The 13503-nt window shown below is 68.3% G+C and carries 19 protein-coding genes; 9 read left to right on the forward strand and 10 right to left on the reverse strand.

The genetic code is table 11. From position 1 onward, the window contains the following. Positions 1-191: 191 nt before the first annotated feature. The 3 genes from ACYVKA_RS09440 to cmtR (ACYVKA_RS09450) all read right to left on the reverse strand — a co-directional run bounded on the left by ACYVKA_RS09440 (position 192) and on the right by cmtR (ACYVKA_RS09450) (position 3124). On the reverse strand, positions 192-797 hold the full coding sequence (locus ACYVKA_RS09440; protein ID WP_460704925.1) for a cadmium resistance transporter: 606 nt from the start codon (positions 795-797) through the stop codon (positions 192-194). A 66-nt stretch (positions 798-863) separates the two neighbouring features. After that, positions 864-2768 (reverse strand): heavy metal translocating P-type ATPase, encoded by a 1905-nt coding sequence (locus ACYVKA_RS09445; protein ID WP_460704927.1) that lies wholly within the window; start codon positions 2766-2768, stop codon positions 864-866. Then, a complete protein-coding gene (cmtR, locus tag ACYVKA_RS09450; protein ID WP_060774483.1) occupies positions 2765-3124 on the reverse strand; it encodes a Cd(II)/Pb(II)-sensing metalloregulatory transcriptional regulator CmtR in 360 nt (119 codons plus the stop codon). The genes ACYVKA_RS09445 and cmtR (ACYVKA_RS09450) overlap by 4 nt, the downstream gene beginning before the upstream one ends. Positions 3125-3210: 86 nt before the next feature. Here cmtR (ACYVKA_RS09450) and ACYVKA_RS09455 point away from each other — a divergent pair, with 86 nt between their 5' ends. The 3 genes from ACYVKA_RS09455 to ACYVKA_RS09465 all read left to right on the forward strand — a co-directional run bounded on the left by ACYVKA_RS09455 (position 3211) and on the right by ACYVKA_RS09465 (position 4701). After that, positions 3211-3585 carry an ArsR/SmtB family transcription factor gene (locus ACYVKA_RS09455; protein WP_036334148.1) on the forward strand — a complete coding sequence of 125 codons (375 nt, stop codon included), beginning with the start codon at positions 3211-3213 and terminating at the stop codon, positions 3583-3585. Beyond that, a complete protein-coding gene (locus ACYVKA_RS09460) occupies positions 3585-4496 on the forward strand; it encodes a cation diffusion facilitator family transporter (protein ID WP_341359065.1) in 912 nt (303 codons plus the stop codon). The genes ACYVKA_RS09455 and ACYVKA_RS09460 overlap by 1 nt, the downstream gene beginning before the upstream one ends. A 64-nt stretch (positions 4497-4560) precedes the next feature. Continuing rightward, positions 4561-4701 carry a hypothetical protein gene (locus tag ACYVKA_RS09465; protein WP_002854087.1) on the forward strand — a complete coding sequence of 47 codons (141 nt, stop codon included), beginning with the start codon at positions 4561-4563 and terminating at the stop codon, positions 4699-4701. Between the two features lie 271 nt (positions 4702-4972). On the opposite strand, the gene merA is transcribed toward ACYVKA_RS09465, so the two are convergent. Next, a complete protein-coding gene (gene merA / locus ACYVKA_RS09470; RefSeq protein WP_041103924.1) occupies positions 4973-6421 on the reverse strand; it encodes a mercury(II) reductase in 1449 nt (482 codons plus the stop codon). Positions 6422-6492: 71 nt separating this feature from the next. On the opposite strand from merA, the gene ACYVKA_RS09475 reads away from it, so the two are divergent. From ACYVKA_RS09475 to ACYVKA_RS09490, 4 genes are all read left to right on the forward strand, one after another. Beyond that, entirely contained in the window at positions 6493-6882 is a 390-nt protein-coding gene (locus ACYVKA_RS09475; RefSeq protein WP_036382791.1) for a heavy metal-responsive transcriptional regulator, read from the forward strand. 223 nt (positions 6883-7105) lie between these two features. After that, complete coding sequence (gene cmtR / locus ACYVKA_RS09480) at positions 7106-7465, forward strand: Cd(II)/Pb(II)-sensing metalloregulatory transcriptional regulator CmtR (protein ID WP_006590980.1); 360 nt, start codon at positions 7106-7108, stop codon at positions 7463-7465. Further along, the gene (locus tag ACYVKA_RS09485) at positions 7462-8064 is read left to right on the forward strand and encodes a cadmium resistance transporter (protein ID WP_016997609.1); all 603 of its coding nucleotides are present in this window, start codon (positions 7462-7464) and stop codon (positions 8062-8064) included. Before cmtR (ACYVKA_RS09480) ends, ACYVKA_RS09485 begins: the two co-directional genes overlap by 4 nt. A 567-nt stretch (positions 8065-8631) precedes the next feature. Then, positions 8632-8889 carry a hypothetical protein gene (locus tag ACYVKA_RS09490; RefSeq protein ID WP_460704929.1) on the forward strand — a complete coding sequence of 86 codons (258 nt, stop codon included), beginning with the start codon at positions 8632-8634 and terminating at the stop codon, positions 8887-8889. Between the two features lie 61 nt (positions 8890-8950). Here ACYVKA_RS09490 and ACYVKA_RS09495 read toward each other — a convergent pair whose 3' ends face one another. Next, positions 8951-9358 (reverse strand): phosphatase domain-containing protein, encoded by a 408-nt coding sequence (locus tag ACYVKA_RS09495; protein WP_460704931.1) that lies wholly within the window; start codon positions 9356-9358, stop codon positions 8951-8953. A gap of 103 nt (positions 9359-9461) precedes the next feature. Between ACYVKA_RS09495 and ACYVKA_RS09500 the strand changes: the two genes are divergently transcribed. Further along, the gene (locus ACYVKA_RS09500) at positions 9462-9689 is read left to right on the forward strand and encodes a FitA-like ribbon-helix-helix domain-containing protein (RefSeq protein WP_394275413.1); all 228 of its coding nucleotides are present in this window, start codon (positions 9462-9464) and stop codon (positions 9687-9689) included. Beyond that, on the forward strand, positions 9686-10078 hold the full coding sequence (locus ACYVKA_RS09505; protein ID WP_460704933.1) for a type II toxin-antitoxin system VapC family toxin: 393 nt from the start codon (positions 9686-9688) through the stop codon (positions 10076-10078). Before ACYVKA_RS09500 ends, ACYVKA_RS09505 begins: the two co-directional genes overlap by 4 nt. A gap of 585 nt (positions 10079-10663) precedes the next feature. Here ACYVKA_RS09505 and ACYVKA_RS09510 read toward each other — a convergent pair. From ACYVKA_RS09510 to ACYVKA_RS09530, 5 genes are all read right to left on the reverse strand, one after another. After that, positions 10664-10831: a hypothetical protein gene (locus ACYVKA_RS09510; protein ID WP_394275415.1), complete on the reverse strand. Its 168-nt coding sequence runs from the start codon at positions 10829-10831 to the stop codon at positions 10664-10666. Between the two features lie 163 nt (positions 10832-10994). After that, the gene (locus ACYVKA_RS09515; RefSeq protein WP_460704935.1) at positions 10995-11546 is read right to left on the reverse strand and encodes an HXXEE domain-containing protein; all 552 of its coding nucleotides are present in this window, start codon (positions 11544-11546) and stop codon (positions 10995-10997) included. Between the two features lie 40 nt (positions 11547-11586). Beyond that, positions 11587-11709 (reverse strand): hypothetical protein, encoded by a 123-nt coding sequence (locus ACYVKA_RS09520; RefSeq protein ID WP_460704937.1) that lies wholly within the window; start codon positions 11707-11709, stop codon positions 11587-11589. Next, the gene (locus ACYVKA_RS09525) at positions 11670-12446 is read right to left on the reverse strand and encodes a glutamate synthase-related protein (RefSeq protein ID WP_460704939.1); all 777 of its coding nucleotides are present in this window, start codon (positions 12444-12446) and stop codon (positions 11670-11672) included. The genes ACYVKA_RS09520 and ACYVKA_RS09525 overlap by 40 nt, the downstream gene beginning before the upstream one ends. A gap of 9 nt (positions 12447-12455) precedes the next feature. Next, positions 12456-13503: ISL3 family transposase (locus tag ACYVKA_RS09530; protein WP_460704941.1), on the reverse strand; the 1048-nt coding region annotated here is incomplete at its 5' end.

The following is a 13503-nucleotide window of genomic DNA, read 5'->3' on the forward strand; positions in this document are numbered from 1 at the left end:
CTGCTGGTTGTTGTCTCGGTCATCATGACTCCTCCTGCCCTTGCGGGCGATGGAGCCACTTACACCATTTCCAGGACAGTCCCACCTCCCCCTCCCGCCGCAGAAGAGGTAACAGCGTTTGCTCCCGAGGACCGCGACGTTCTGTCAGTCGTCGTTGAATTTCCAGTGATGTCGGGCGCCGCGGGCGTGAGCTACAAGCCGAAGGCGCCGCCCTCGAGGAGGATGACGATGCCGAGGCCGATGAGGACCAGCGGGAAGAGGATGTGTTCCCAGCGTTCGAGGATCTCGGCGATGGGCCGGCGGGTGGCGACGTACTTGGCTGCGAGGACGAGGAGGCCGACCAGGGCGAGGAAGACGAGGCAGTAGGCGATGATCGCGGTGGTGGACGCGGTGGCGAAGACGGGGACGTAGACCCCGATGTTGTCTCCGCCGTTGGCGAACGTCACGGCGGCCACGGTCAGGACTCCGACCTGCTTGTCGGCGACCTTGGCCCCGTCATCGTCGTCGTCACCGCGGTTGCGCCACGCTCGCCATGCCGCGTAGAGGCCCAGGGCGAGGGGGATGAGCCCGAAGTAGGGCAGGGCGTCCTCGGGCAGGAAGCTGCGGGCCCCGAGGGAGATCACCACGGCGGCGAGCAGGATGCCCCCGAAGCCGAGGTACTGGCCGAGCAGGATCTTGCGGGTGGTGCCCCGCTGGCCGGCGCCGCGGGCGTAGAAGAGGGACAGGACGATGATGTCGTCGATGTTCGTGGCCACGAACAGGCCGATCGCCTGCAGGATCGGGGTGAGCAGTTCCATCGGTGCCTTTCAGGGCGCGCCGGACCGCCGGCGGTGGGTCAGTGGGGCCGCGTTGGTCCGCGGGGGTCAGTGTCCGCGCGTGGGCTGGTGGGTGCGTGCGGCGCGCAGGCCGTTGAGGATGACCAGGACCTCGGCGACTTCGTGGATGAGTACGACGGCGGCCAGGCCCAGGACGCCGGTGATGGCCAGGGGTGGCAGCGCGGCGATGATGAGCAGTGACAGGACGATGTTCTGGTTGACGATGCGCCGTCCGCGTCGGGCGTGGGCGATGGCCTGGGGCAGCAGGCGCAGGTCCTGGCCGGTGAAGGCGATGTCGGCGGACTCGATCGCGGCGTCGGAGCCGGTGGCTCCCATCGCGATCCCGACGTCGGCCGCGGCCAGGGCGGGGGCGTCGTTGATGCCGTCACCGATCATCGCGGTGGGCCGGCGCACGCTGAGCTCGCCCACGGCGGCGGACTTGCCTTCGGGGCGCAGCTCGGCGCGCACGTCGCTGATGCCGGCCTGGGCCGCGAGGGCGCGGGCGGTGCGCTCGTTGTCTCCGGTCAGCATCGTGACGTCGATGCCCTGGCCCGCCAGGGTCGTGATGACCTCGGGGACCTCGGGACGGAGCTCGTCACGCACCCCGATCGCCCCGGCGACCGCGCCGTCGCGGTGGACGACGACGACCGTCATCCCCTGGGCCTCCAGGTCACGGACCCGGTAGGTGAGGTCGCCGGGGTCGACCCAGCGGGGGCTGCCGACCAGCACTACGGCGCCGTCGACGGTGCCGTGGATTCCGTGGCCGGCTTCCTCGGTGGTGCCCTGGGCGGCGGGGATTGTGGGGGCGGCGTGGGTGATGGCGGTGGCGAGGGGGTGGGTGCTGTGCTGCTCGAGCGCGGCGGCCCAGGCCAGGACCTGTTGCTCGGTGACGTCGGCGGCGGGGACGACGGCGGTGACGGTGGGCTGGTTGCGGGTCAGGGTCCCGGTCTTGTCGAAGGCGACGTGCCCGATGTCCCCGAATCGTTCGAAGATGGCACCGCTCTTGATGATGACGCCGAACTTGCTGGCCGAGCCGACCGCGGAGACCACGGTGATCGGCACCGCGATCGCCAGCGCACACGGGGAGGCGGCCACGAGCACCACCAGGGCGCGGGTGATCCAGGTCTGCGGGTCACCGGCGAGTGAGCCGATGAGCGCGACCAGCACGGCCAGGACCAGGACGCCGGGCACGAGCGGACGGGCGATGCGGTCGGCCAGCCGGGCGCGTTGCCCCTTCTCGGTCTGGGCGCGTTCGACCAGGCTCACGATCGTGGTCAGGGAGTTGTCGGTGCCGGGCGCGGTCGCCTCGACCTGCAGGGCTCCGGCGGCGTTGATCGCCCCGGCAGACACCTCATCACCGGGGCCGACCTCGACGGGGATGGACTCACCGGTGATCGCCGAGGTGTCCACGCTGCTGTGCCCGCTGCGGACGATGCCGTCGGTGGCGATGCGCTCACCGGGCCTGATCAGCATGACCTGCCCCGCGGCCAGGTCACGGGCCGGGACGCTCGCGCTATGGCCGTCGGTGAGGACGGTGGCGCTCTGGGGCACGAGCTTGAGCAGCGCGCGCAGCCCGGCACGCGCCCGGTCCATCGCCCGGTCCTCCAAGGCCTCGGCGATGGAGTAGAGGAAGGCCAGGGCCGCGGCCTCCTCCACGTGGCCGAGGATGACCGCGCCGGTGGCGCTCATCGTCATGAGGAGCGCGATGCCGAGCTTGCCCGTGGCGAGCTTGCGCAGCGCACCGGGGACGAACGTGGAGGCCCCGAGCAGCAGACCGACCCAGAACAGCACCAGCGCCGCGCTCTGGGCGCCGGACCACTCACAGGCCAGCCCGGCGACGAACGCGACCCCCGAGGCGATGGGGATCAGGACGGCGCGGTCAGCCCACCACGGGGTCTCGTGCTCGTCGTCGGTCTCGAGCTCCTCGACGGGGGTGTGGGTGGTCGCCCTCATGCCACGGTCCCGCTCGGGCAGCAGCCGGGCACCGTGCAGGTGGCATCCACGCACGGGGCGTTCTCATCGACGGCCAGCGTCACCTCGACCAGCGCGGTCATCGCCGCCCCCAGGTGGGGGTCGGCGATCTCGTACCGCGTCTGGCGCCCCTCGGGCTCGGCCACGACGATGCCGCAGTCCCGCAGGCAGGTGAGGTGGTTCGACACGTTCGACCGGGTCAGGCCTAGGTCGCGGGCGAGTACCGCCGGGTAGCTCGGGCCCTCGAGGAGTGTCATGAGGATGCGGGAGCGGGTCGGGTCGGCCATCGCCCGGCCCAGCCGGTTCATCACGTCCAGCCGCGAAGCAATAGTCAGCATGCGCTGACCATACAGAACCTGCTGACCTCTCGTGTGTGGCTCCCGCTGCTGATATCTGCACATCTGCATTGGTGTATGGTCGTGGCATGAGTGTGACGCCGTTGGATTCGTGTCAGGTCACCGCCGTCCATCCGGAGAAGGTGGCGCTGACCCGGGAGAGGATCCCCGACGAGCGCGAGGCCGGCAGGTTGGCCGGGCTGTTCAAGCTCCTGGGGGACCCGCGCCGTGCCCGGGTGCTGTATGCGTTGCTGGAGGCCGGCGAGCTGTGCGTGTGTGACCTGGCGGCGTCGGTCGATGTCGCGGAGGCGTCGGTGTCCCAGGTGCTGCGGGTGCTGCGTACCGCTGGGGTGGTCGAGAACCGCCGGGAGGGGCGGATGGTGTACTACCGCCTCGCTGACGGGCATGTGCGGATGCTGCTGGACGTCTCCCGTGAGCACGCCCGCCACGAGGGGCAGGGCTGATGGGGGCGGGACACAGCCATGCCCCGGCGACCGGGCATGCCGGTGGCCGCTACCGTCGGCGGCTGGCGGGGGCGTTCGCCCTGACGGCGGGCTTCTTCCTGATCGAGCTGGTCGCGGGGCTGGTGTCGGGGTCGTTGGCGCTGCTGTCGGATGCCGGGCACATGGCTGCCGATGTGGTGGTGCTGGGTGCGGCGCTGCTGGCGACGCGCATCGCGAGCCGGCCGGACTCCACAGGGCGACGCACCTATGGCTCCTACCGGACCGAGGTGTTCGCCTCGGCGTTGGCGGTGCTGGCGATGCTCGCGGTCGGGGTGTACGTGGTGGTCGAGGCCATCAGCCGGCTGGGCGACGCGCCGGAGGTGGCCTCCGGCGCTATGCTCGCGGTCGGCTTCGCCGGCCTGGTGATCAACATCATCTCCATGCTGCTGCTGCGCAGCGGGGCCAAGGACAGCCTGAACGTCAAGGGCGCCTACTACGAGGTGATCGCCGACGCCGCCGGGTCGGTGGGTGTCATGGTCGCCGGCGTGCTGATCATCCTCACCGGCCAGCCGATCTGGGACGTCGTGGTCGCGGCGCTCATCGCGGTCTTCGTCATCATCCGGGCAGTGGTTCTGGGCAGGCAGGTGATCGCGGTGCTGGGCCAGCACGCCCCGGAAGGGGTGGACCCGGAGGACGTCGCCGGTGACCTGGACGCGGTCGAGGGGGTGGAGGAGGTCCACGACCTGCACCTGTGGACCCTGACGTCGGGGATGAACGTGGCCACGGCCCACCTGGTCGCTGACCAGGGCGCGGACCACGGCGCCGTGCTTGCCGGCGCGCGCCGGGTGCTGCGCGACCGTTACGGTATCGCCCATGCCACCTTGCAGGTGGAGGGCGCCGGCAGCGACGGCTGTCACGACCTGAGCTGGTAGCACTCGGCACGGAAGCCCGCTCGCGAGAGCCGCACATGCTTGAGCAACGTCTTAGGAGCGCGCGATGACCGCGAAGCACGGCAAGGGCCCCGGGCCGGACGAGGGCCAGCGGCCGGCCCGGCGCGGGGTGGTGCTCACCCTGCTGGGGATCGGTCTGGTCGCCGCGGCTTACGTGGTGACGATCGTGGTCATGGTGGTGCGGTGACGCGGCCCAAACGGACCGCGGCCTCATGGCGGCGCCGCAAGGCGGTCATCGCGTCGTCCAGTGCTGTCCTCGTCGGGTCGAGCACGTAGAGGTCGTGAAGACGTCCAGATATAGGCCTGGGACGGGAGTTCTTGCATCGACTGAACTCCCCGGTGGTTGCAGGTCCGATACGCAGGGGTGCCAGTAAGTAGGGCTGATCGGCGCCCATTTTCTTGTCTCGCGCCCCGGGGCGAGGCGGTCCCCTATCGGTGTCCCTGTGTGCGGGGCAGGTTCACGCCGCGCAGCAGGAGAGCTTGGCGATGTCGGTGGTGAAGGCCTGCGCGGTGAGCTTGAGGCCTTCGGCCATGGTCAGGTAGGGGCTCCAGAGGTTGGCGACCTGGCTGGTGGTCATGCCGGCCTCGAGCATGTAGACCCCGGCGGCGGCGAGGTCGCCGGCGTCCTGGGCCAGGGCGGTAATGCCGATGATGCGGCCGGTGTCGGCGTCGGTGACCATCTTGATGAACCCGCGGGTGTCGCGGTTGACGATCGCGCGTGGGACGTGCGCGAGTGACAGGACACGGCTGTCGTAGCGGATCCCGGCAGCGGAGGCCTGCCGTTCGGTCATCCCGACGGCGGCCAGGGCGGGGCTGGTGAACACGACCCGGGGCAGGTGGCGGTAGTCGACCTCGAGGCCGGCGCCGGTGAGGGCGTTGTCGGCGACGAGGGCGCCGTGGGCCGCGGCGACGTACACGAACTGACGGTGGGCGGTGACGTCACCGGCAGCCCAGACGCGCGGGTTGGTGCTGCGCAGATGGCTGTCGACGACCACCTCGCCGTGGTCGCCGGTGCGCACGTCGACGGTGTCGAGACCGAGCGTGGCGGTGACCGGGCGGCGCCCGGTGGCGACGAGTACCTCGGCCGCCCGGAGTTCCTGTGAGCCGTCAGTGGTGGTGGCAGTGACCGTGACCTCGCCGGTGGCCGGGTCGCGGCGGACCGCGCTGGGCACCGCGCCGCGGATGATCTGGATGCCTTCGTCCGTGAAGATCTCATCCAGGGCGGTGGACGCCTCGGGTTCTTCCTGGGACGCCAGCCGTGAGCGGACCAGCATGGTGACCCGGACGCCGAGCCGAGCGAAGAGCTGGGCCTGCTCCATCGCGACGTAGCCGCCGCCGATGACCAGCAGCGACTCCGGGACGTGGTCCAGTTCCATCGCGGTGGTCGAGGTCAGGTAACCGGCCTCCTGCAGGCCGGGGACCGGCGGCGCCCAGGGCCTGGAGCCGGTGGCGATGAGGTAGTGCGCGGCCCGGACCGTCTCCACCGTGCCGTCAGGGCCGGTGACGCGCAGTGCCGGCTCGCTGGGTGTGCCGACGAACGTGGCGTCCCCGGGGTGGAGATCCCATCCGTACTCGGTGGCCAGGTCCAGGTACTTCTCGCCACGCAGTGACCCGACGAGCCGATCCTTGCCGGCGATCAAGGCGGGCATGTCGACCGGCCGGACTTCGGGGAGCGGCAGGCCGGGGAACCGGGAGGCGTCGAGTGTGACGTGGCGGGCCTCGGCGGTCGCGAGCAAGGCCTTAGAGGGCACGCACCCGGTGTTCACGCAGGTACCGCCGACGGTGCCACGCTCGATCATCACCACCCGTCTGCCGAGGTTGGTGGCGCGGATCGCGGCCGCGAACGCCGCCCCACCGGACCCGATCATTGCCAGGTCATACGACCTGCTGTTAGCCGTTGCCGTCATGAACTCCTCCTTCATCGCCCTCAGGATCGACCTTCCAGTGCACTGGAAGGTCAAGGGGGAGAATGAGTGGCATGCGGATCGGTGAGGTGGCTCGGGCGTCGGGCACGACGAGCAAGACCCTGCGGTACTACGAGGAGGTCGGGCTGCTACCCGCCGCGGACCGCACCCCGGCGGGCTACCGGGACTACGGCGCCGAGGTGCTCGACCGGCTGGACTTCATCCGCCGGGGGCAAGCGGCCGGGCTGACCCTGGCCCAGATCGGTCAGGTGCTGGACATCCGCGACCGGGGGCAGGCCCCCTGCCGGCACGTCACCGACCTGCTCGACACCCGCCTTGATGTGATCGACCGGCAACTCGCCGAGCTCGCGCAGCTACGCACCACGATCGCCGACCTGCGCGAGGACGCCGCCGCCGGCGACCCGGCCACGTGCTCCCCCGAGGATGTCTGCCGCTACCTGTGACACCGAAGTTCACGGGCCCGTGGCAGCGCATGGCGGCCCACTCTGTTGCGTTGGGGTGTTAGACCTTTCGCAACGGTTCTGTTGCGCGGGGTGCACCCTATCGCGACGCCTATTCCTCCGGCCTGCCGTCGGCCGCTGTCCCGGTGAAGGATCCCCTTGCGGGCATGCGATCTGGGCTGACGCCTGTGACCGAGTGTTCAGTTCGCGCTGTATAGTTCAGTCCATGCTGACTATTGCTTCGCGTCTCGACGTGATGAACCGCCTGGGTCGTGCACTGGCCGACCCCACTCGATCCCGGATCATCTTGACCCTGCTCGACCATCCCGCTTACCCGGCGGAACTGGCCCGAGATCTGGACCTGACACGCCCGAACGTGTCCAACCACCTGGCATGCCTGCGCGATTGCGGGATCGTCGTCTCCGAGCCCGAGGGTCGTCGGACACGATATGAGATCGCCGATTCGCACCTGGCGCAGGCGCTGACGGCACTGGTCGATGCCACCCTGGCAGTGGACGAAGACGCCCCGTGCATCGATCCCGCCTGCTCGCTTCCCGGATGCGACGCAGCTGGGGAGGGCGCATGATCCTCACCTCGGTCTTGCAGGCGATGGGCCTGTTCGCAGCGACCAACATCGACGACATCATCGTGCTCTCCCTCTTCTTCGCGCGAGGGGCAGGCCAGCGCGGCACTACCGCCCGCATTCTGGCCGGCCAGTACCTCGGATTCGCCGGCATCCTCGGTGCCGCGGTCCTGGTGACCATCGGTGCCGGAGCATTCCTGCCCTCGGCAGCCATCCCGTACTTCGGTCTCATCCCTCTGGGCCTCGGCCTCTGGGCCGCATGGCAGGCCTGGCGCGGAGACGATGACGACGATGACGACGAGGCCAAGGTTGCCGGCAAGAAGGTCGGCGTGTGGACAGTCGCAGGCGTCACCCTTGCCAACGGCGGCGACAACATCGGCGTCTACACCCCTGTCTTCCTCAGCGTGGAACCTCTCGCAGTAGTCGCCTACTGCATCGTCTTCCTCGCGCTCGTCGCGGTCCTGGTGGCCCTGGCAAAGTTCGTCGCCACCCGCCCCCCGATCGCCGAAGTGCTCGAACGCTGGGAGCACATCCTCTTCCCCATCGTTCTCATCGGCCTCGGCATCGTGATCCTCGTCAGCGGCGGAGCCTTCGGACTCTGACGTAGCGGCAGCGATCCAAACGGCCCCGACCGGGCGCACCCCTCTCGGTTCAGACCGCGACACCTACCTGCAGCCAGTCCTGCGTGATCGCGGCAACAAGACCGCCACGGAGCGCTGCAAAAACCCCGCCACCAAGCGAACGAAGCCACAGGCCAAGGGCGACTGCCCTTTCTGGTGCCCCTGACTGGGCGGGGGGACTCCTGGGGAGGTGCCGCACTCTTCGTCCGCGGAAAGGGTGACGAGTTCCTTCCGATGGGTCGGACCGGTATCTTGCTCGTCGACCTATGGCCAACTCATTCATCCGCCGCGTGCCGCGGAAGCTGTAGAACCCACGATTCCCGGTCCAGGATGGTGATGACCACGACGCGGCCCCAAGCGTCATTGCGGTGTCTGCATTTTCGCATCCTGGGCCGGGGAACCAACCGATGATGAGCTCGAGAGACGTGTGACCTGTTCGACCTGGCGCTGGAAACACGCAAGCAGCGCACTGCCTTCGTCGTCCTCCTGTCGTTTGGCACGGCGACTGCCATCTTCGCCCTGTTCTGGCGAAGCTACGACCCGACCTACTTGATCCTGCTCTTTGGCCTGGGTGCGATCGAGAGATTTCTTGCTGGACGACGACGGAAGAAGGATCCAGCCCTGACACCGGATGGATGGCCATGGTGGGGGAGCGGCACGACCTACGTTCTCGCGATCATAGGCATGGTCGTCGTGAAACTGGCTTACCTGCCGGTGGGTGCCGGCGGGGTTGGCCTGCTGGTGCTCATGGGCGGGATTGCAGCCAAGGGATGGGTCAGCACCCGGCCGCGAACGAATGACGCGTGATGTGTTGAACGAGGCGACCAGCAGCCCGGGAAAGGGGCGCGTCGCCCACACCACCTCGCAGTCAGCGATCGAGCCACCATCGCTGCCACGGCGTCTCGACCGCGCGCGCGTCATAGCGCCCGCGCACCCATGCGATCGCCGCGTCACGATGCAGCCCGTCCAACATGGCCAGTGCCGCGAGCATCGTCCCTGTCCGGCCCCGGCCGCCCCCGCAGGCCACCTCCACGCGTGCGGTGACAGCCCTGCCCCATGCCTCGGCCAGGGCATCTCGGGCCTGCTTGTCGTCCACTGGCAGGCCGAAGTCGGGCCACCTCACCCAGCGATGAGGCCACGGGACGTGCGGCGGACGCAACAGCGCGTACACGCCGAACTCGGGGTCTTCGTGGAAAGAAGCGCTCATTCTGCGTCCGCGGACGCGTCGTCCGCTGGGTAGCTCCAGCACGCCCGAGCCATCGTCTTCCCACTTCATGCCCACACTCTTCCAGGGCAGCCGCGCGTGTGGCCGGGACTTCGGACTCCCGTATGCCGACAATCATCAATGCCTGCTGCTTGCAGAGTGCTAGCATGGATCCATGACGACGCTCTACATTCGCGAGGTGCCGGAGGCTGTTGCCGAGACGTTGAAGTCGCGGGCCGCTGCGCAGGGGCAGTCCCTGTCTGCCTATGTCAACGCCCAGCTGGCCACGATCGCGGCCCGGCCGAGCAATGCCGAGATTGTCGCCCGGCTGCGCACTCTCGACCGCGGAGATGGAGTCCCCACCCAGCGCATCCTCGACGAGATCCAGGCGACGCGCCGGTGATCGTGCTCGACGCGTCGGCCATGGTGGAGGCGCTGGTCGGTTTCGCTCCGTCAGACAAGCTTCTGGACCTCCTCGAAGAGGACATCCACGCGCCACACCTGCTCGACGTCGAAGTGACCTCGGTGCTGCGTGGCCTAGAGCTCGGTCGTGCGCTGACGCGGGAGCGGGGGCAGCGGGCACTGGACGACTATTGGTCCTTCGCCATCGAACGCCACGAGCTGGAACCCCTGAGCATGACAATCTGGGGCCTGCGTCATCAGTTCACGTCCTACGACGCCGCCTATGTCGCACTGGCCGAAGCGTTGGGATGCCCCTTGGTCACGTGCGACCGCAAGCTCAAGACCAACGGCCACCGCGCAGAGATCCGCCTGATGCCTCGAACGTCCTGATCCGTCTCTTTGGGTCAAGGCCTTGGGGGCGGTGTCCCCCCTGGATTGCTGCAGCGATCCCGTCAGCGAATTCCCCGCCCCAACCACGTGGTGCTGGGAGTGCGGCGACGGGCCTCCACTGCGCACGTCGAAAAATGACTGGGCCCTTGATACAGCGCGTGCGGAGTCGCCTTTGGACGTGCACAGTCACGGGCCATTCCGGCGTTGCCGCGTGGCCGTGGTCCGGACCCAGCTCCCAGCGCATAGCCTCAACGTCAAGTGTGCGCAGTACTGCGACCAAGGAGGGCTGGATGACGAACGTGACGATCCGCCAGGGTGGGAAATACATGGCTCTGAATTTCGTCTTCGACGGGAATGCCTACTTGGACACACTCTCGCCCGCCCGCGCCTCGGTGGCGACCCTCCCTCATGAATGCCCCGAGCACCATGGAAGGAAATTCCATTGGCCGTGGCACTCAGGCGAGTGAAGAAGATCGCCCGGACGTTCCCCGAGGGTCGAGGTCGCTGGAATGTTCTCCGATAGACGTTGTCGAACCGCGTCTTCCCACTGTTGACGGGGATGTACTTGAAACAGAGATCCCAGTCTCACTCTCGGGATTCGTGATCCTTCTTCCGCTGGCCGATCAGCGCGACTGGAGCGACGACAAGACCCACCAGGGAGAACCAGAAGTCCCTGTCGAAGTCTCGGTTCCACGCATGGGTCACGACGCTCCATGTCCAGAGCAGAACCATGACCAACAAGAACGTGGTCATCCATCTTCCTGGTGGCGTCAGCAACTGGATGGGACGTGTTGGCCGATTCATGGATTCAGTCCAGAGCGGCGGCGCGGGTTGTGATCAGCGCTCCGCAGCAATGTGTGTCGGAGGTTTTGAGGAGTGCGATGCTCTGCAGCAGAGAGGACTGCGTCGGATGTTCTCACCGTCGTGTTCGCAGGCGTCGCAACGCTTCACCGGTGAGGATGTGAATTGCGACCATCAAGGCGGGTGGTCCCACCGCCGCGATGCCGACGGTGGTGCGATCCAGCGACAGGACGCCGGCCTTGGCGAGACGCCGCAGCGCCACGGCACTGAAGGGGATCACCACGGTTGGTGCCGTCACCACGCCGGGGGTGTAGCTGCGCCAGGACATCGAGTTGGTCAGGTGCGTGAAGCCGTGCAGCCCGAAACCAAGCAGTGCGGCCTGGTACAGCCGCGAGCGGCCACCGGTGGCCACACCCCGTGCCGAGAAGGCATACATCACGCCACCCATCACGGCGATCGACACCCTGACGTGGGTCTCGTCCAGTCCCTCTTTCGCCCAGTCCGGCAGGGCGATGGGCGCCCGGCGTGACAGCTCGGCGGCATTGGACCGGGACCAAGGCCCCATGGTGACCAATTCCTCGAGGTCGTTGACGACCCATGCCCAGAACAGACCATGCGAGACCCTCGCAGGACCCGAATTCTGGTGCGCATTTCGTGAGGGGTGCATATTTCCTCCGGTGGAATGGGAGTACCCGCCTGCCCCGCGCTCAGGCGCTCTGCTCGTCACTGTCCAGCTCCTCGTGCTGTACCACGTGGTCCTCGGAAGCGTCGTCCTCGCCGAAGTGCTCCATCAGATGCGAGATCTCGTCGGCGATCTGCTGATTGGGCACGCCCCAGCCGTCCTGGTAGCCGTAGACCTCGGCCAGCGGCTTGTGGCCGCGGGTGCCGTCGATGATCTCGCGTCGCGCGGGCCCAACAGGCCGGGGTGGGCAACGCCCGCTGCCTCGGAGACCTTCAGCAGGTCGCGGCGCAGGGTTTGCACATAGCGCGCCAGACGCTCCGCCTTGCCCTCGGGCTCCAGGCCGCTGGCCAGCCACTTGTTCTGCGTCGCCACACCGGCAGGGCACTTGTCGGTGTGGCACTTCTGCGCCTGGATGCAGCCGATGGCCAGCATCGCCTCGCGGGCAACGTTTACCATGTCGGCGCCCATCGTGAAGGCCACCAGTGCATTCTCGGGCAGGCCCAGCTTGCCCGAGCCGATCCAGACCACCTTGTCGGCCAGCCCCTTGGCGGCGAAGACCTTGTAGACCTCGGCGAAGCCGATCCGGAAGGGGAAGGCGACCGAGTCGCTGAAGACGAGGGGAGCGGCACCCGTGCCGCCCTCGCCGCCGTCGATGGTGATGAAGTCGACGCCACGGGTGCCGTCGGCCACCAGCTCGGCCAGCTCGTCCCAGAACTCGCGCTCACCGACCGCCGACTTGATGCCCACCGGCAGTCCGGTGCGGTCGGCGACCATCTCCCCGAAGTCGAGCATCTCGTCGACGCTGCTGAAGGCGGTGTGCCGTGAGGGGCTGACGACGTCCTTGCCCTCCTCGACGCCACGGATGCGGGCGATCTCGGCGCTCACCTTTGCGGGCTATTCGCACTTGGCCGTGGTGCCTTGGTTGGTCAAGCGGTGTTGCCGCGCCCGGTGGGCGCTGCGGAGCAGGATACGGGTTTGGTAGTGATCACTGTTGCGGTAGCCGCGCCCTGTCCGCTTGATGTGCTTGATGGCAGTGTTCGCGGCCTCGGTGCGCGCGTTCGTGACGCCAGTGGCGATGGTCACCTCGATGGCGGGCCACCAGGCGGTGATGGTCGCGGCGAACCGGTCGGTCTCGTCGGTGGCGGCGATCGCCACCCAGGCGTCGAAGCGGGCCTTCGCGGCACGGGCGGCCTCGATGGTGGGGCAGGCCAGGATCAGACGGAGGGCTTCCTTGACGCCCCAGGCGGCGCCCAGTTCACCGGTCGGGTCATCGGCGGCGAGCACGACTTCGAGTCGGTCACGACCACGCGCCGACAAGGTGTTGTAGCCGCGTAGCAGCAGCATCCGGTGTGCCCAGGCCGGGTCGACCTTCCGGCCCCTGCGGTGGTGCACCTCGTGGGCGAGGCGTTGCCGGACACGGGTCAGGCAGAGGTTGCCGAGTTGGACCAGGTGGAACGGGTCGACCGCGATCTTCGCGTTCGGGAGGCAGCCGACGATCGCCTTGCGGAACGCTGCCGAGGGGTCGATCGCCACCACACTGATCCGGTCCCGCCACGCCTGGCTACGACCTGACAGCCAGACCTCGACCGCTGTGCTGTCGCGGCCGTCGACGATGCCGAGGACCTGCCCGCTGCAGCTGTTCACGATCGTGGTCATCCACGGCTCGACCCGCGTCCAGCCGCCGGTGTCGACATTCCGGTACCAGCGCACTGTTCGGTAGCGGTGCTCATCGACCCCGAGCTGGGTGACATGCAGCGCGTCGATGTCGGGCAGCGTGTCGATCGCCATGTTCACGGTCTTCTGGGCAGTCCACCAGGCGACCCCGAAGCTGGCGGCCACAGCGGCGACGGGCCGGCCGTGATCGATCACGGCCTCCAACAGGCCCCGCCGTAGCCGACTCGTGCACCGAGCCCGCACCGGCAACTCTGCTGTGGCTTGGGTG

Source organism: Luteococcus sediminum (assembly GCF_054783495.1).